We start from the raw sequence: 17,270 nt of genomic DNA on the forward strand, positions 1-17,270 counted from the left end.
CGTCCACCCCGGCCGGTGTGCTGCTGCTGGGCAACGCGGCCTTCCCCGCCACCCGGCCCGAACCGGCCGCGCTCGCCCCGCTGGCGCTCCAGGTGGGAATGATCCTGGCCGTGCGGAGCCGCCCGGCCCGGCTCGGTGGGCGGATGCCAGCTCACCGAGCGGCCGGCCGGGCTGACCGCTACGGTGTGCGGGTGCGGGAGACGGCGCGGGGTTGGACGGCGGTCTGGTTGGTCGTACTGGCCCTGGTCCAGACGGCGGCGTTGCTGGTGGTGTGGCGCTTCGCCCTGCACACCGAGGTCGGCCAGTGGCTCGACACGGTGGCGCTCACCGGCAACCGGATCGGGCAGGAACGGATCGACGATCCGGTCGACCGGATCCTCAACGCCATGTCGGTGGTGTCCCTGCTCGCGGCCACCGCGGTGATCGGCTTCATCGCGCTGATCCGGGGCCGCAAGGCCCTGGCGGTCACGGCCACCCTGCTGATCGCCGGCGCGAACGTCAGCACCCAGTTGCTCAAGCATTTCCTGACCCGACCCGACTTCGGCGTCGACCCGGAGCGGGCGGCGGCGGGAAACAGCTTGCCCAGCGGCCACACCGCGGTGGCCGCCTCGGTGGCGATCGCGCTGATCCTGGTGCTCCCGCCCCGGGTCCGGGCCCTCGGCGCCTTCGTCGGCGCCGGGTACGCCGCCGCGGCCGGGGTGGCCACGCTCTCCGCCGGCTGGCACCGGCCGAGCGACGCCGTCGCGGCGTTCCTCCTGGTCGGTGCGTGGGCGGCGGCGGCCGGCCTGGTCCTGCTGTTCTTTCAGCGGGAACGCGCGACGGTCGCCGCGGAGGACGCCCACCGGGTCGCCGCGGTCGTGCTCGGCGTCGGCGGAGTGCTAGCCCTCGTCGCCTCCGGGCTCGCCCTGTCCTGGCTGGTCGACCTTCCCGAGGTCCCCGCCGACGAGTTGTCCCGCCGCCCGCTCTTCGTCGGGTACGCGGGCAGCGCGGCCGGCATCGTCGGAACGATCGCCGTGGTGGCCGCGCTGGTCCTCGCGGTGGTGCACCGCCTGGTGCCCCGCTACAAGGGCTAACTGCGGTAGTAGGTGCCGACCATCGTGCCGCTGGCGATCTCCTTGTCGGTGAGCGCGCGGTGCACGTCGGTGGCCTGGGGCGCCTCGGGCAGGTCCAGCGGGCGCTCCAGAGCGTAGAGGCGGAAGAAGTACCGGTGCGGGTCCTCGTGCAGCGGCGGGTGCGGGCCGCCCCACCCGGTCGTGCCGAAGCTGTTGGGCCACTCCCGGCCCCCCTCCGGGACGGCGCCCTCGGCGACCCCGCCGGACCGAGGCGAGATCCCGGTGACCAGCCAGTGCAGGAACGGGGTCTTTCCGCCGTCCGGGTCCTCGACGATCAGGATCAGCTCGTCGGCCGCGTCGGGGACCTGGGACCATTCCAGCGGCGGTGAGACGTTTCCACCGTCCCGGGAGAAGCGTCCCGGTAGCAGATCGTGGTCGTTGAACGCGGTACTGCGCAGCATGATGCCGGCCATCTTTCGGCGCCCCCTCTCGTCGTCCGGCGGCGCGTACCCGGCCCGGAGGTGCCGAAACGGCCGCGTGCGAAGGTGGGCCCGGTGGACCGGACGATCGGGGAGGACATGTGGACGAGGTGCGGACGGCGTTCCGGGACGAGTGCGCGCGACTGACGGAGGTGCTGCGGGGACTCGACGAGGCGGACCTCGACCGGCCCACCCCCTGCCCACCCTGGGCGGTGCGGGACCTCGTGGCGCACGTCCGCACCGGCGCGGGCCGGCTCGTCGACATGCTCACCGCGCCCGCCCCGGACCGGGCGGAGGTGGACGCCGCCGGCTACTTCGGTGCCGCCAAGTTCACCCCGGAGGTGGACGGCGCACGGATCGACAGCGCCCGGCGGGAGGCGCGCGAGCGGCCCGGCGTACCGGAGGTGGCGGCGGACTTCGCGCGGGCCTGGCGGGCCGCCGACGAGGCCGTGGCCGCGCAACCGCCCGGCCGGCTGGTCCGCACCCGGCACGGGGACGCGATGACCCTGACCGAGTTCCTGCGGACCCGGGTGGTGGAGGTCGGCGTGCACGGCCTGGACCTGGCCGACGCGCTGGACCGGCGGCCCTGGCTGACCCCGGCGGCCGCCGCGGTGGTGGCCGACCTGCTGGCCGGTGGCCGGCCCGTCCCGGCGGGGCTCGACTGGGACCCGCTGACGGTGATCCGCAAGGCCACCGGCCGGGCCGGGCTGACCGATCGGGAACGGGCCCTGATCGCCGGCGCCGGCTTCCGCTGGCTCTCCTTCGGCGGCTGAACCGGCGCCGGGTCCGCACCCGACGGTGTGGGCGCGGGTGGCCCGGAGACGGCCGGCGAGTCGCGGCCCGGGGACCGTGTGCGCGGGGCGAACAAGATGCCCGGCGCGCCCGACCGGGTGCGGCGGGCTGTCAGTCGCCGACGCGGGCGGCCGGCACGTGCGGGGCGGTGCGGCGCAGGTGGGCCAGGACGATCGGGTCGATCCGGCCGGTCACCAGCCGCTCCTCGAGGTTCTCCACTCCGGCCCAGGAGGCGAGCGCGTCGTCCAGGCCGGCCGCGTTCACCGGGTGGCCGACCGCCGCCAGCAGGGCGGCGACCTCCTCGGCGAGCGGCCCGGCCAGGTCCCGCAGGGTGGCCGGGTCGGGCTTGCCGAAGAGCATGGTGTGCGTGTCGAGCAGCCGGCCCAGCTCGGTGACCGGGTCGGGATGGTCGTCCACCCGCAGGTCGACCAGGGTGTCGCCGGTGCCGGCGTACCCGCCGTGCCGCTCGACCACCAGCAGGCCGGCGCTCTGCCGGCCACGCCGGTCGCCGCCGGCCCGATCCCCGGCGTGCAGCGCGGCGAGCAGCCGCCGCGGGAACGGCAGATCCGTGCCGGCGAGCCAGGCGTCCCGGACCGCGTCGATGACCTGCGGTCCGGCGAGGATGTTGCCCTGCGCCGCCCAGCCGTCGCCGGCCTGGCCGCCCGCCCACGGGTGGCAGCGCGGCCCGGTCCAGGTGGCGCCGTCGCCGGTCGCCCCGACCACGCCGAGCTGCCGGTCGTCCCGGCCCGGGTCGGCGGCGACCAGACCGGCCACCACGTCCGGAGCGGCCACGCCGGTGCGCAGTAGCGCCAGCCCCTGCGGACGGTACGCGAGGTTGACGTGCGCCTGGCTGGCGACGGCGCCCACCTCCGCCTCGGCGGCCGGGACCAGCGCGCCGGCGGCGAGGAACTTGCTGGCCACGGCGACGCCGTGCAGGCGGCCGTCGGCGGAACGCGCGACGATCGAGAAGGTCACTTGCGGATGGTAGCGCCGGGGCCTCCCCGCCGGTGCCCTCGGAAGCGCCGGGGCGGTCCCGCACCTCCGCCCTCAGAAGGGCGGGGTGGCCGCCTCCGGGGGCCGGCCCCAGGCCCGCCGGGCGTCGGCCAGCGCGACGCCGACCAGCACGACCGCCGCCGCCGCCGCCGAGATCAGCGGGGCGACGTGCAGCAGGAAGGGCGCCAGCGCCACCAGGACGAGGATCGCCACCCAGCGCGACGGCGACACCCGGCCGAAGACCTCGTACTCGAAGCGGGCCCGGCCGGCCAGGAAGAACGCCGGACCGCCGAGGGTCATCGCGATCCAGGGCACCTCGTTGTGCCCGAGCGGGTGCGCGAGGATCAGCTCGTAGCCGATCGCGGTGGCCACGAGGCCGATCACCATCACCAGGTGGGTGTCCGCCGCGGAGCGGCCGATGTTCGCGGGATGGGCGGCCTTCATCACCGCCTCACCGAGGATCTGCCCGGCCCGCTGGACGTAGATCCGCCAGAGCAGGATCGAGGTGAGGAGGGCGGTGGCGAAGCCGGCGGTCCGCGGCATGGTGAACCCGTTGCCGGTGTAGGCCAGTCCGGTCACCAGGATCGTCTCGCCGAGCGCGATGAGGAAGAACTGCTGGTAGCGCTCGGACAGGTGCTCGCCGGCGATGTCCCAGCGGGAGACGGTGGAGCGGCCCAGCCCGGGCACCGGCCAGCCGCACCGCTGGGCCACGTACTCCAGCCCCAGCGCCGTCGTCCAGAGCACCACCCGGGGGTCGGTGGGCAGGAACGCGCCGGTCAACCAGAAAACCGCGGTCACGCTGAACGTGATCAGCATGCGCAGTTTGAGCGGGCGGTACGGGTGCCCGCGGCCCAGGGCCACCACCAGAATCGCCGGGCGGCTCAGCTGCGCCACCACGTACGCGATTGCGAACGCCAGCCCGGTCGCGCTGAACGCGCGGGGGGTGGCGACTCCCATCACCATGCTGCACACCAGCGCGATGATCACGACGGCCTGCAGCCAGATGTGGTACGGGTCGTACCGGCTGGTGGTCCACGCGGTGCCCTGCCACACCGCCCAGAGCGCGAAGAGGAGCAGCAGCGTCTTGCCGCCGCCGGTGACCGCCGACCAGCCGTGGACGTGCCCCGGCTCCATGGCCAGGTCCTCGACCGCGCGGGCCGAGACGCGGGTGAGCGCGAAGACGTACACCAGGTCGAAGAAGAGCTCCAGGAAGGTCGCCCGCCCCGCGCTGCCCTCGACCGCGGGCGGCGGGCCCTTCGCCCCACCACTCGTCATGGCCGGCGCTTCCCGCCGTCGCTCCCACCCACCTGGCAGTCGTAACACTCTTTCCGCGTGTAACGGTGGGTATCGCCCGGATCGCCCCCGGCGGGACCGTTTCGGATCTTGCTCGGGGCGACGGCGACCGGGCACGATCGACCGGTGACGAATCGATGGGGCATGACGGTGCCGTTGAACGGCATCCCGCTCGCCGACCACGCCGCGGTCTACGCGGCCCTCGACCAGGCCGGCTTCACCGACGTCTGGTCGTCGGAGGTGGCCGGCACCGACGCGTTCACCCCGCTCGCCCTCGCCGCGGCCTGGCAGCCGAGGCTGCGGCTCGGCACCGCGGTCACCCCGGTGTTCACCCGGGGGCCCGGGCTGCTCGCGATGAGCGCCGCCGCCCTCGCCGAGGCTGCGCCCGCGCGCTTCGCCCTCGGCATCGGCGCCTCCTCACCGGTGCTGGTGCGGGACTGGAACGCGGGCCGCTTCGACGAGCCGTTCCGGCGGACCCGGGACGTACTGCGGTTCCTCCGCGCCGCGCTGCGCGGGGAGACCGTTGACGAGGTCTACGACACCTTCACCGTCCGCCGGTTCACCCTGGAACGCCCGCCGGCCGTCCCGCCGCCCGTGCTGCTGGCCGCGCTGCGCCCCGGCATGCTCCGACTCGCCGCCGCCGAGGCCGACGGGGTGATCCTCAACTGGCTCGCCGCCGACGACGTGCCCCGGGCCCTCGCCGAACTCGGCGACCGCCGGCCCGGCTTCGAGGCGGTCGCCCGGATCTTCGTCTGCCCCACCGAGGACGCCGCACACGCCCGCGCGCTGGGCCGCCGGCTGATCACCGGCTACCTCACCGTCCCCGCGTACGCCGCCTTCCACCGCTGGCTCGGCCGGGAGACGACCCTCGGCCCGATGTGGACCGCCTGGGCGGCCGGCGACCGGCGGGGCGCCGCCGCGGCCGTACCCGACGAGGTGGTCGACGCGCTGGTGCTGCACGGCTCGCCCGAGCACTGCGTGGCCCAGGTCCGCCGCTACGCCGACGCCGGGGTGGACGTACCGGTGCTGGCGCTGATGCCCACCCCGGAACTGGCCGCCGGCGGCGCGGCAGCCCTGGCCACACTGATCCCCCGACTGGGCGTCACCGACGCGGACCGGAGCTGACATGAACCTGACCGACCGGGTGGCCGTGATCACCGGGGGCGCGGGCGGCATCGGCTCCGCGCTGGCCCGCCGCTTCGTCGCCGAGGGCGCCGCCGCCGTCGTCCTCGCCGACCTGGACGCCGAGGCGGTCCGCGCGGTCGCCGCGGAGATCGGCCCGGTCGCGCATGCCGTCGGCCTGGACGTCACCGACGAGGAACAGGTCCGCGCGCTGGTGGAGGAGACCGAGCGGCGGTACGGGCGGATCGACCTGTTCTGCGCCAACGCCGGCGTGGCCACCGGCGGGGGAGTGGACGCCCCCGACGCCGACTGGGACCGGGCCTGGCGGGTGAACGTCCTCGCCCACGTCCACACCGCCCGGGCCGTGCTCCCGGCGATGCTGCGCCGCGGCTCGGGGCACCTGCTGTTCACCTGCTCCGCGGCGGGCCTGCTCACCGCGGTCGGCGACGCCCCGTACACGGCGACCAAGCACGCGGCGGTCGGCTTCGCCGAATGGCTCGCCGTCACCTACCGGGACGCCGGCATCCGGGTCAGCGCGCTCTGCCCGCAGGGCGTGGACACCCCGATGCTCGCCGACGGCCTCGCCGCCGGCCACCTCGGCGCCCGGGTCATCGCCGCGTCCGGGGCGGTGCTCACCCCCGACCAGGTCGCCGACGCGACCATCGCCGGGCTGGCCGAGGAACGCTTCCTGATCCTGCCCCACCCGGAGGTCGCCGCGTACGCCCGGCGGCGCGCCGAGGACCCGGACGGCTGGCAGGCGGGTCTGCGCAAACTCGTCCGCCGGCTGCGCGCCGACCGTCAGTAGGAGCCGCTTCCGCCGCCGTCGCCCCCGTGACCGGCGGCGTCGCCGTAGGCGCTGTTCTCCAGGAACGCGCCGGAGTAGCGGTCGACGGGGTCGTCGCCGCGTTCGAAGGTGTCCCGGTGTGGCCGGGGGCCGGCGCGGCGCAACTGCCGGGCCGCCCTCGCGGCGGCGGCCAGGGTCTCCTCGCGCGTCAGCGGGCGGCGACGGCGGGCCCGTCGTCGCAGGACCACGGTGACCGCGGCGGCGACGGCCATGGCGGTCAGCACCACGGGCAGCCAGAGCAGGGCGGACATGTCCCCACGGTAGGAACCCCCGGCCACCCGCGCGAGTGTCCGACATGGGCGCCGACGCGGGGCGGGCGGCGTGTCCGGAGCCGACGTCTCGCCGTCAGCGGTGCCAGCGCAGCGGGCCCGGGTGCACCGACCAGAGCAGCCGCCGCCACCACGGGCGGGCCGCCCGCAGCGCGGCGACGTAGCCGGCTGCCACCTCCGCCGCCCGCACCGCCTGCTCCGGGGTGGCCGTACCCGGGGCGAACGCCACCTGGTTCAGCAGCCCGGCCAACTCGTCCACCGGCACCGCCGGCGCCGGCCCGTCGGCGGGCCGCGCCGCCCGCGCCTCCGCGAGGGCCCGGCCGGCCCGCTCGGCCACCTCGGCCGCAGCCAGGTCGGCACCCACCGGGTGGGCGGCCAGCCGCAGCGCGTCGGTCACCTCCCGCCAGGCGCCGGCGATGCGTTGGCCGGGGTCACCCCGCCCCAGCCGGGCCCGGGTCAGGTTCCGGCGCAGCGCGGCGAGGGTCAGCAGCGCCAGCCCGACCAGCAGGAACAGGCCGGCCGCGCCGCCGCCCAGCAGGACCGGGGTGGAGAGCCCGGACCGGTGGTCAGCCGGGCCGGACGCCGCTTCGGCCGGGGGCGTCGCGGTCGGCTCGACGGTCGGCGCGGGCACCTCCGAGGGGGGCGGATCGTCCGGGGTCGGCCGGAAGTCCTCCTCCACCGGGCGCGGCTCGGAATCCGGCTGTGGCATCGGGTCGAACGGCACCCACCCGATGCCCTCGAAGAGCACCTCCGGCCAGGCGAAGGCGTCCGCGGCGCGGACCGGACCGTCCCCGCGGGGCGCGAAACCCACCACCACCCGGGTCGGCAACCCGGTCAGCCGGCCCAGCACCGCGAACGCCGCGGCGAACTGCTCCGAGGTGCCCTTCTGCCCTCCGCCGTTGCGCGGTCCGAAGAGGAAGAAGGCCAGGTTCGGGTACGCGTGCCCGCTCGGCGCGTCCGCGGTGACCCGGTAGTGCTCGGCGAGGAACTGCTCGATCGCGGCGGCCCGGGCGTACGGGGCGCCGTTGGACTCGGCGAGCTGGGCGGCGAGCCGGCGCAACTGCTCCGGCGCTCCGTCGGCGACCCGCAGTACCCGGGACACCGAGTCGCCGGCCGGGACGTTCGCCGTGGCCAGCAGGTTCCCGTCGGGGCGTTCCCGGACCGAGGTGACCGTGTAGCGCAGCCCGGGCGCCAGCCCCTCCGGTCGGATCAGCGTCCCGGTCGCCGGGTCGTACGCCACCCGGGCACCGCTGATCTCCCGGGGTGTGGCGACGGCCGGCAGCAGTCGCCCGGTCAGGTCGGCCACGGTGATCTCCTGGCGCACCGTGTCGGTGGCGCGGCCCGGGGACGGCTCCACCGCCGGCAGGATCCGGCCGGCGTTGCGGTAGGTGGCGCCGACCCGCCAGGTCACCCCGTCGTAGTCGCTGAGCACGGCGAGCCGGATCCGGGCCGCCTCGCGCCCCGAGCCGCCCGCCTCGGTGCGCACGTCCAGCAGCCGCTGGTCCGGGTTCAACGCCCAGCCGGATATCCGGATCAGCGGGTTCTCGTCCAGTGACTCGACCTGCGGCGGCTCGACGTAGCGGCGCGGGTCCACCGGACGCTCGTCCACCTGCCCGGCCACCACCGGGGCGAGCAGGGCGGCCAGTGCGACCACCACCGCCACCCCCGCCGCGCCGGCCGCGAACAGCCGGACCCGGACCGCGGCGCGTACCGTCGGGGCGAGGCCGGCCGACGGGTCGCCGGCCGCCGAGCCGTCCCGCCACGACGGCGCCGCCAGGCCCACCGCGCCGGCCGCCGCGAACGCCACCGTCGGCCAGATCGCCGGCTGCGCGTTCGGGCCGACCACGTAGAGCGCGCCCGCGTAGAGCAGGCCCGGCGGCAGGTAGCCCAGCAGCACCCGACCGGCCCGCAGCGCCACCTCCGCGCCGGCCAGGCCCGCGAGCCAGGCAGCGACCAGCGGCAGCAGCACCGTGTCCGGCGCCGGTTCGACCGGGATCATCGCGGTCAACAGCCGCGGGATCGCGTTGCGGGCGGCGTCCGCGGTCACCGCGCCCAGGCTCCCCGGCAGGTCGGCGTGCGCGGCGGCCAGCCGCAGCGCCAGCGCCGCCCACCCGGCCAGGGCGAGCACCGACAGCGGCGCGACCAGCCACGACGCCAGCCGCCGGGCGGCCACGCTGACCAGCACCGAGCCGACCGCGGCGCCGACCATCAGCCGGGTCAGCAGCGACCCCGCGTACACCCGGTCGAGCACCATCCCGGCCAGGGCGATCATGGTGAGCAGGGCCAGCGGCAGCGGCACGGCGCCGAGCACGCGCGCCACGGCCCCGCCGCGTCGCTCCGCCGTCGGCGGCGGCCCGGCAGGGCCGTCCGCCTCGCGGGGCGGGGCCACGCTCACCACCGGCGGACCCCGTCCCACTCGGCGGCGAACTCCGCGCCGTCCGCCGCGTCCACCACCGCCAGGCCGGCCGCGCCGGCCGGCGTCGGCTCCGTCGTCCCGAGGACCCCCACCAGCACCGACGGATACGCCCCGCGCAGCGCGCCGACGTGCCCCAGGTCCCCGCGGCCACCCGGCCCGGTGAGGAAGACCAGCGTGTCGCCGAGCCGCTCCTGACGCAGCCGGCCCACCGCGCCGCGCAGCACGTCGTCCCCGGCGTCGACCAGCTCGACCGCGGCCAGCCGGTCCAGCGGCCCACCGGCACCGGCCGGCTCTTCGTCGGCGGGTACGACCAGCAGCAAGCTCACCGGCAGGTCCTCCCGGATCGCGGCGGCGACCACCGACGCGGCCGCCTCGCAGCCGGACTCGAAGGACTCCGCCACCCCGTCGACCCGCTGGGGGTGCGCGGCGGCCCGGTTGTCCAGCACCACCACGATCCGGGGCAGGCTGGTGTCCACGTTCTCCCGGACCATCAGCTCACCCACCCGGGCGCTGGTCCGCCAGTGCACCCGGCGCAGCTCGTCGCCGACCACGTACTCCCGCAGCGAGTCGAAGGTGATCGAGCCGTGCGGCACGCTGTCGGTGCGGCCGTCGAGGCTGCGCCCGGCCCCGGTCGGCACCGCGCGCAGCGGATGGATGCGCGGATGCACCCAGACCGGCACCGTGCCCCCGTAGGGGCGGGCCACCGCGACCAGCCCGAGCGGGTCGCGCCGGGTCACCCGCAGCGGGCCGACCGGCACCACGCCCCGGCGGTGGGTCGGCACGTCGTAGCGGACCGTGGTGTCCCGGCCGGGACGCAGCCGCAGCACCGGCACCGGCACCAGCGCCGGGCCGCAGCGGTCCTCGGCGACCAGGTTCGCCGCCCGCAGCCGCCCGGTGTTGCGCACGGTCAGCATCATGCTGGCCGGCTCGCCGCGGGCCACCCGGTCCGGGTCGGCGCGGCGCTCCACCGCCAGCCTGGGCCGCCACGCGGCGGTGACCAGCGCGTGCCCGACCGCGACGGCGGCCGCCGCGCCGAGGACGGTCAGCTCCGGGTACGCGTACCGGAAGCCCACGCCGAGCAGCGTGACGGCGGCGACGAGCAGCCCGACGCCGCGGGCGGTGATCCCCACGGCTCAGCCGTGCACCGGGCTGGGCTGGCCGGACGGTAGCGGCACCGGCACCGAGGCGACCGCCTGGCGCAGCACCTCGGCGGCGGTCACCCCGCGCACCTGCGCATCCGGGGTGAGCAGCAGCCGGTGCGCGAAGACCGGCTCGACCAGGGCCTTCAGGTCCTCCGGCATGATCCAGCCCCGCCCGTCGATGAGCGCGTACGCGCACGCCGCCCGGGTCAGCGCGATGACCCCCCGAGGGCTCACCCCGACCCGCACCTGCGGGAGGGTGCGGGTGGCGACGGCCAGCCGGACGGCGTACGCGTAGAGCGGCTCGGCGATGTGCACCCGCTGGGCCATCCGCACCATCTCCCCGACGGTGGCGGTGTCGGCGACCGCGCTCAGCGAGTCGGGGGAGCGGACGGTGGCCCCGCGCAGCACCTCCACCTCGACCGCCTCGTCCGGGTAGCCCACCGAGAGCTTCACCAGGAACCGGTCGAGCTGGGCCTCGGGGAGGCGGTAGGTGCCGTCCATCTCCACCGGGTTCTGGGTGGCCACCACCAGGAACGGCTGCGGCACCGGATGCCGCACCCCGTCCACGGTGACGGTCCGCTCCTCCATCACCTCCAGCAGCGCCGACTGGGTCTTCGGCGACGCCCGGTTGATCTCGTCGGCGATGACGATGTTCGCGAAGACCGGGCCGGGGTGGAACTCGAAGCCGCGGGTGGCCTGGTTGAAGATGGTCACCCCGGAGACGTCCGAGGGGAGCAGGTCCGGGGTGAACTGGATGCGCCGCCACTGGCCCTTGACCGTGGCCGCGATCGCCCGGGCCAGGGTGGTCTTGCCGACCCCGGGCACGTCCTCCAGCAGGACGTGCCCCTGGGCGAAGAGCGCGGTCAGCGCCAGCCGGACCACCTGCGGCTTGCCCAGCACGACCGCGTTGACGTTCTCGGCCAGCCGGGCGGCGAGGGCGGCGAAGCTCTGCACCTCCGGCTGGGTGAGCGGTTCCTGAGTGTTCACGTGCGCGGTGCTGCTTCCTACTAGTTGCTCATCGCTGAGCGGTTCGGATGATTCGCTCTCCGCTCGGCGGTGGCCGGGCTGGAGTCCTGGACCGGCAGTCTGGTCCGGTGGCGATCGGTCCTGTCCTGCAGGATCTGCTTAACCTTGTGGTGCGGGGTGTGCAGGGCGATGTCGGGGTCGCCTGCTCGCTGCAGGATGTTGATCGCGGCGTTCACGTCGGCCTGCCACACCACCCCGCACCAGGTGCAGTGAAACCGGTCCCCGCTGCGCTGGCCGAGCCGGCCGCAGCGGTGACAGGTTTGTGAGGTGTAGGCGGCGTTGACGTGCACGAGCGCAGAACCTCTGCGCTCCGACACGTTTGTGAGCGCCTCGGCGGTGACTCCTTTGGTCCACGCGGCGAGGCGCCGGTTGAGATTCTTGCCGAGCGTCTTGCGCCCGGCGAAGCTCTTGGTGAGGTCTTCGGCGACCACGGTGGCGGCCTTGTCCACGACCCGGTGCACGGCGGTGAAGATCTCCGTGCGCACGCGCACACGATGCCGGGCGGCCTGTCGGTCCCGCTTGACCGTGCCAAGGTTGTTGACCTTGATCCGGTGCGCTTTCGCGTGGTCGCCACGCAGGGCGGCACTGCTGGCTATCGAGCGCAGCTTCGCCCGCCGCCGGTTGCGTTCCTTCAACAGATCCGACTCACCGGCCAGCAGCTCACCCAGGCCGCAGCCATGGTGAACGCCGTCGGAGTCGGTCAGGGCTTCCGTATAGCCCTTGTCCACGCCGACCGTCGCCTCGCCGCACGGCCGCTGCGACGACCGCAGCTGCGACGCGTCGATCTGGTAGTGCACCTCGACCCGGCCGCCGCGCAGGATCAGCCGCAGCGTCCCCGTCGGCGCGACGGTCGTGGACAGCGGAATGCGGACCATCCTGCGGCGTTCGAGGCCGGGAACCGCCAGCCACAACCGGCCCCGCCCGTCGACGACGGTGTGGTGCTGGTCGGCGCGCACCACGATCTGATCGTGCGTGCGGTTGCGGCCACGCTTCCAATGCTTGCGCATCTGCCGAGCCAGAAACGGATCCTCAGCCCATCGGTCGGCCTTCAACGCGGTGAACATCCGCTTGCGCTCGGCCGGATCGTTGGTGCGGCGGATGATCCCCCGGCGCACCTCAACCTTGGCCGCCGCCAGGTTCGCTCCGATGTCGGCCATCGCGTCGCGGACGGTTTCCTTCCACGCATTCGCCAACACACCGAACTGCATGTGCGTGCCGTCGGCCAGCCACCGGTCCCGCACCTGCCGATCCCTCAACCCCGACCCCGCACCGCGAATCGACCCGTAACGCTGCCACACCTCACTACGCACCCGGCCCAACCGACGTGCCTGCTCCGCCAACGCCACATACTTACCCGGATTCAGACCAGCCGAGTATGCGATCCGCGTGACCTTCACCCGTCACCCTCCACGGTCAGGTCCACCCCTTCGAGTCCCCTAGCGTCGCAGCCCGGGCGGCGCACTGGGATCGTCGAGATGCCGCCGCCCCGGATTGCAGACGACAGGCCATGATCCGGCCCTCGGCCTCCCACCGGCGAAGTGTGCTCACTACGCGGCCCACCCGCTCGGCAATTCGCCAAACCGATAGATGCTACCCACAACAGGCAAACATAGACAGGTGTGCAGAGGGCATCGACAACTCACCACTCCTCCTCGGTCGGTGATGCGGTCAGCAGGTGGGCAGGAGGTTGATGTTGTCGCCGCCCTCCAGGTTGAGCCAGGCCCACGGGATGTAGTTCCGTCCCGAGTAGTCGACCTGCACCCACCAGGTGCTCTGCTTCTGGTTGTTGTAGATCCAGGAGTCGACGTTGTCGCCCTGCTTCTTGCAGTACGCCCTCAGCCGGGTGCCGGGCTTCGCCCAGCCGACCTGCTTGGCGTTGATCTGCTGCGGGACCGAAAAGATCTCGTTGCCGTTGCGGCCGTCGACGTCCGCATCGCAGTAGGTGCGCTGGTCGCCGGTAGGCCCGTTGTTGCAGGTGGCGACGCCGTACAGCGGGTCGGTGGACTGCGCGCGGGTGGCGGTGCCCTTGCCGGCCGCGTTGCTCGCGGTCACCGTCACCGTGTACGCCGTTCCCGGCGTCAGCCCGGTCACCCGCAGGCTGGAGCAGTTCCCGCTGGCGGTCTTCCCGCCGGTGGCCGCCGAGCAGGTGGCGTTGCCGCCGCCCGCGTCCACCGTGAACGACACCGTCACCGAGGTCGCGTCGGCCGACGAGCCGGTCACCGTGATCCGGGGCGTGGCCACCGTCCGAGCCGTCGTCGACGCCTCCGGGCCGGGGCCGGCCTCGTTGACCGCCTTCACCTTCACCGTGACGTTCTGCCCGTCGCCGAGCCCGCCGACGGTGGTCCGGGTGTCGGTCACCTCGCTGGTCTTCCCGCCGACGTCCACCAGGTACTTCGTCACCGGGCGGCCGTTCTCCACCGCCGGCGACCACTGCACCGCGACCGTGCCGGGCTGGTCGGCCACCGTGGCGGCCCGCAGGTCGGCGGGCGCGGCGGGGGCGGTGAACGGCACCACCGTGTTGCTGACCGGGGAGGCCGCCGAGCCGGCGCCCTTGTCGTTCACCGACACCACGGTGAACGCGTACTGGGTGCCGTACTCCAGCTCACCGGCGGGGATCACCAGCTCCGTCTTCGTCGACTCGCCGGCCGGGGCGGTGGCGCCGGCCGAGGCGGCGGTGACCGCGTACCGGGCGATGGTGTTGCCCTGGCCGTTGGCCGCGGGCCACTTTACGAGCACCGCGCCGTCGGGGCGGGCCTCGGCGGTGACGCTGGCCGGCGGGTCGGGCACGGCCGCGGTCGGAGTGACCGGGTTGCTCTTGCGTGCCGGCCCGTCGCCCTTGGCGTTGACCGCGTGCACCGAGAACGTGTACGTCTCGCCGTTGGTCAGCCCGGTGATCTCCACCGCGCGCTGGTTGGCGCCCACCTCGTGGCGCTGGTCGGCGCCCTCCACCACGTACCTGGTGATCTCGGCGCCGTTCGTGGCGGCCGGCCGCCAGCTCACCCGGGCCGAGGCGTTGCCCGCCGCGGCGGTGACGGCGCGCGGCGCGCCCGGCTTGCCCACCCGAGGCTTCTTCGGCGGGGGCGGCGGCGGGGCCGCCGGCGGCGGGTCGCCGCCGAGCACGTCGTTGGCGTACTTGTTGACCTCGCGGACCTGGTTCTTGTCGTCGACGACCCGGGCGGTCGGCGAGTTGGGCGCGTTGATGAACAGGTGGTTCTCCCGCACCTCCAACTCCAGCGGGCCGCTGGACCCGGCGCCGGAGATGGTGTCCACCAGCTTGCCGTCGGCGTCGAACGAGTAGACCGTGCCGGTCGCCTCGTCCGCGCAGTAGAAGCGGCCCGCCCAGGCCACCGCCGGGCTGAGCCGGTCACCGGCGCCCGGGACGGTGAACTGCCGCACCTCGTTGTCGCCGTTGACCACGTGCACCCGCCGCTCACCGGCCACGGTGACCGGCACCTGCGGCCCGCTGGTCCGGGCGGGCAGGGTGCCCGGGGCGGTCATCGTCAGCTCCGCCCGCTGGGTGCGGCCGCCCCGGACGGTCACCAGCGAGGCGGAGGTCCGGTCGAGCACCGCGACCCCCTCGTCCAGGGTGGAGACCGCCAGCTCGTGGCTGGGCTCGGCCACGTCGTACGTCTGGATCTGCTTAGGACTGAGGCCGGCGCCCGCCGGCGGCGCGGCCCCGGGCGTGGCGGGCAGCTCCGCCGCGGTGATCGCCGAGACCGTGCCCTCGCTCGGCACCGCGATCCACAACCGGCCCTCGCCGTCGAACGAACCGCCGGTGATGCCCGGCGGGTAGCGCACCGGCTCGCCCACCGGGGTCAGCGAACGCGGGTCGAGCTGCCGGACGATGCCCTGCACCGCGTCCACCACGAACGCGGCGTTCTCGTGCAGCGCGACGTTCACGCCGAAGCCGGGGGTGGTGGGGGTGGTCGCGGTGATCTGGAGGGTCGCCAGGTCCAGCGAGCTGACCTGGCCGGTGTTCAGGTCGCGCAGGATCAGCAGCCGGTCGGTCTGGGTGACCTGCATCTGGTGCCGACGGGCGCCGGGGATCTCGACCCGGGTGTCGACCCGCGCGGTGACCCCGTTGACCCGGGCCATCTCGCTGCGGGTGGTGCTCCACAGCCAGGATGAGGCGTCGTAGTTGGCGACGGCGTTGTCGGCGGCGCCCAGCCCGAGGACGGTCAGCCCCATGGCGGCCAGCAGCGCCGCCACGGTGCCGATGGTGACCAGCCCACCCCGCATCCGGGAACGGGGTCTGGGGGTGTCCGTACCGGTGCTCGCGACGTCCTCGATGGTGGCCACTGCCGGCTGCCTCCCCGTGTCGGTGCGGGGAGACGCGCCGTGCGGCGACGACCCTCCCCAGAGCCGGGAGCCATCATATGGGCCGCCCCGATCCGGGGGAACCCGCACCGTCCCGCTGTGGACACCGAGCGTGGTGCGGGTGGACGGTCGGTCAGCCCGGCGGGGTGGCGCGCTCCCGGTCGGTGCAGACCTGACCCGAGGTGGCGAACGTGTCCGTCGAGTAGACCGCCAGCACGGTGAAGCAGTAGTCCAGCTTCCCGTTCAGCCCGTTGACCGTGTAGCTGGTCTGCCCCGGGTCCACCGTGGCCATCACCCCCAGCTTCTGGCCGGCCCGGCCGCCGGCCACCATGAACGGCACCCCACCACCGGTCGGGTCCGTCCAGGTGATGGTGATCGTGGTGGTGTCGTCGCGCAGCCGCAGGTCAGCCGGGGGCGGTCCGCTCACCACCGGCTTCGCCCGGGTCGGCCCGGGCGCCGGCGCCGCGTCGCGGTTGAGCAGCACCGCGCCCACCCCGACCGCCGCGGCCACGGCCACCACCGCGACGCCCGCCGCCACGGCGATCACCGCGCGGTTGCGGCCGCGCGGTTCCGGCTCCTCGACCTGCGGGTACGCGGGCGGCTGGTGGAACGGCGCCGGCACCGCCGGCCACGCCACCTGCGCCGGGTACGCCTCCGCCCCGGGCGCGCCGTCGGCGGGCCGGGGCTCGGGGAACTCCAGCAGGTCGTCGTAGACCGGCAGCGGCTGCGGCGCGGCGGCTTCGGTCACCGGGGTCGGTCCGGGCAGCGGGTGCGGGTCCGGTTCGTTGGTGTCCCCCGCAGGGGCGTCCAGCTCGACGTCGGGCGGCCCGTCGAGCGGCTGCGGCGGCGCGGCGCTGCTCCACGGCGGTGCGGTCAACCCCCACGGCGGTACGGGCGACGCGCTGACCGGGGCCACGGCCGGCGGCCCGCTCACCGGCGGCGGCTCCACCGGGTGGCCCGCCCCGCCCCGGTAGGAGTTCATCGGCTGGACTCCCGGCGGCCCACTGACCGGGTACGCCGGATGCCCCGGCGGACCGCTGACCGGGTATGCGGGTGGCGCGCTGACCGGCCCTGCCCCCGGCGGGCCACTGACCGGCGGCATTGCCCCCGTTGGACCGCTGACCGGGTACGGGGGTGCTGGTGGCGCGCTGACCGGGGGCGTCGGCTCCGGTGCGCCACTGACCGGGTACGCGGTCAGTGGTGGCGCACTAACGGGCGGCACCGCCGCGGCGGCCTGGGCCGCCTCCTCCCGCAGCAGCGGCGCGATCTGCTGCACCTGCACCGTCGGCTTCGTCCAGCCGGGCGGCGGGGTGGCCGGCGGCTGCTCATGACTCCGACCCACGGCGGTCCCTGTGGCGGAGGGCCGAGTCGGCGGGTCGGCGACCGGCTGTGGCGGGGAAGGGGGGCCGCTGGCGGCCGGGGGAGCGAGGGGCGACGCAGGCGGGGCGGAGACCGGTGTCGGGACGGCGGCAGCGACGACGGCGGGGGGCGCGGCGGGCGGCGGGGATGCCGGCGCGGCCGGTAG

The 17,270-nt window shown here is 75.2% G+C and carries 13 protein-coding genes and 1 pseudogene; 4 read left to right on the forward strand and 10 right to left on the reverse strand.

Annotation, left to right across the window (positions count from 1 at the left end; all coding sequences use genetic code 11):
- Positions 1-185: 185 nt before the first annotated feature.
- On the forward strand, positions 186-1,073 hold the full coding sequence (locus OG799_RS03965; protein WP_406046196.1) for a phosphatase PAP2 family protein: 888 nt from the start codon (positions 186-188) through the stop codon (positions 1,071-1,073).
- On the opposite strand, the gene OG799_RS03970 is transcribed toward OG799_RS03965, so the two are convergent.
- Positions 1,070-1,513 carry a YbhB/YbcL family Raf kinase inhibitor-like protein gene (locus OG799_RS03970; RefSeq protein WP_406043192.1) on the reverse strand — a complete coding sequence of 148 codons (444 nt, stop codon included), beginning with the start codon at positions 1,511-1,513 and terminating at the stop codon, positions 1,070-1,072. The two genes, OG799_RS03965 and OG799_RS03970, sit on opposite strands and share 4 nt — an antisense overlap.
- Positions 1,514-1,632: 119 nt before the next feature.
- Here OG799_RS03970 and OG799_RS03975 point away from each other — a divergent pair, with 119 nt between their 5' ends.
- Positions 1,633-2,304, forward strand: a complete 672-nt coding sequence (locus OG799_RS03975) for a maleylpyruvate isomerase N-terminal domain-containing protein (RefSeq protein ID WP_406043194.1) — start codon at positions 1,633-1,635, stop codon at positions 2,302-2,304.
- A gap of 130 nt (positions 2,305-2,434) precedes the next feature.
- On the opposite strand, the gene OG799_RS03980 is transcribed toward OG799_RS03975, so the two are convergent.
- Together OG799_RS03980 and OG799_RS03985 are read right to left on the reverse strand one after the other, a co-directional pair.
- Positions 2,435-3,298 (reverse strand): DUF1028 domain-containing protein, encoded by an 864-nt coding sequence (locus tag OG799_RS03980; RefSeq protein ID WP_406043196.1) that lies wholly within the window; start codon positions 3,296-3,298, stop codon positions 2,435-2,437.
- A gap of 72 nt (positions 3,299-3,370) precedes the next feature.
- A complete protein-coding gene (locus OG799_RS03985) occupies positions 3,371-4,591 on the reverse strand; it encodes a low temperature requirement protein A (protein WP_406043198.1) in 1,221 nt (406 codons plus the stop codon).
- 162 nt (positions 4,592-4,753) lie between these two features.
- On the opposite strand from OG799_RS03985, the gene OG799_RS03990 reads away from it, so the two are divergent.
- Together OG799_RS03990 and OG799_RS03995 are read left to right on the forward strand one after the other, a co-directional pair.
- Complete coding sequence (locus OG799_RS03990) at positions 4,754-5,734, forward strand: LLM class F420-dependent oxidoreductase (protein ID WP_406046197.1); 981 nt, start codon at positions 4,754-4,756, stop codon at positions 5,732-5,734.
- A 1-nt stretch (position 5,735) separates the two neighbouring features.
- Complete coding sequence (locus OG799_RS03995; protein WP_406043200.1) at positions 5,736-6,536, forward strand: SDR family oxidoreductase; 801 nt, start codon at positions 5,736-5,738, stop codon at positions 6,534-6,536.
- On the opposite strand, the gene OG799_RS04000 is transcribed toward OG799_RS03995, so the two are convergent.
- The 7 genes and pseudogenes from OG799_RS04000 to OG799_RS04030 all read right to left on the reverse strand — a co-directional run.
- A complete protein-coding gene (locus OG799_RS04000; protein WP_406043202.1) occupies positions 6,530-6,826 on the reverse strand; it encodes a hypothetical protein in 297 nt (98 codons plus the stop codon). The genes OG799_RS03995 and OG799_RS04000 overlap by 7 nt on opposite strands.
- Before the next feature lie 94 nt (positions 6,827-6,920).
- Positions 6,921-9,260 (reverse strand): transglutaminaseTgpA domain-containing protein, encoded by a 2,340-nt coding sequence (locus OG799_RS04005; RefSeq protein ID WP_406043204.1) that lies wholly within the window; start codon positions 9,258-9,260, stop codon positions 6,921-6,923.
- Positions 9,236-10,390, reverse strand: a complete 1,155-nt coding sequence (locus OG799_RS04010) for a DUF58 domain-containing protein (protein WP_406043206.1) — start codon at positions 10,388-10,390, stop codon at positions 9,236-9,238. Before OG799_RS04010 ends, OG799_RS04005 begins: the two co-directional genes overlap by 25 nt.
- Before the next feature lie 3 nt (positions 10,391-10,393).
- Positions 10,394-11,389 (reverse strand): AAA family ATPase, encoded by a 996-nt coding sequence (locus OG799_RS04015; RefSeq protein WP_406043208.1) that lies wholly within the window; start codon positions 11,387-11,389, stop codon positions 10,394-10,396.
- A gap of 20 nt (positions 11,390-11,409) precedes the next feature.
- Complete coding sequence (locus OG799_RS04020; RefSeq protein ID WP_406043210.1) at positions 11,410-12,825, reverse strand: RNA-guided endonuclease TnpB family protein; 1,416 nt, start codon at positions 12,823-12,825, stop codon at positions 11,410-11,412.
- Between the two features lie 271 nt (positions 12,826-13,096).
- Complete coding sequence (locus OG799_RS04025; RefSeq protein WP_406046198.1) at positions 13,097-15,667, reverse strand: fibronectin type III domain-containing protein; 2,571 nt, start codon at positions 15,665-15,667, stop codon at positions 13,097-13,099.
- A 211-nt stretch (positions 15,668-15,878) separates the two neighbouring features.
- Positions 15,879-16,380: pseudogene (locus tag OG799_RS04030) on the reverse strand (hypothetical protein); the annotation flags it as partial.
- Positions 16,381-17,270 lie beyond the last annotated feature (890 nt).

Source organism: Micromonospora sp. NBC_00898 (assembly GCF_045207895.1).
GTDB lineage: Bacteria > Actinomycetota > Actinomycetes > Mycobacteriales > Micromonosporaceae > Micromonospora.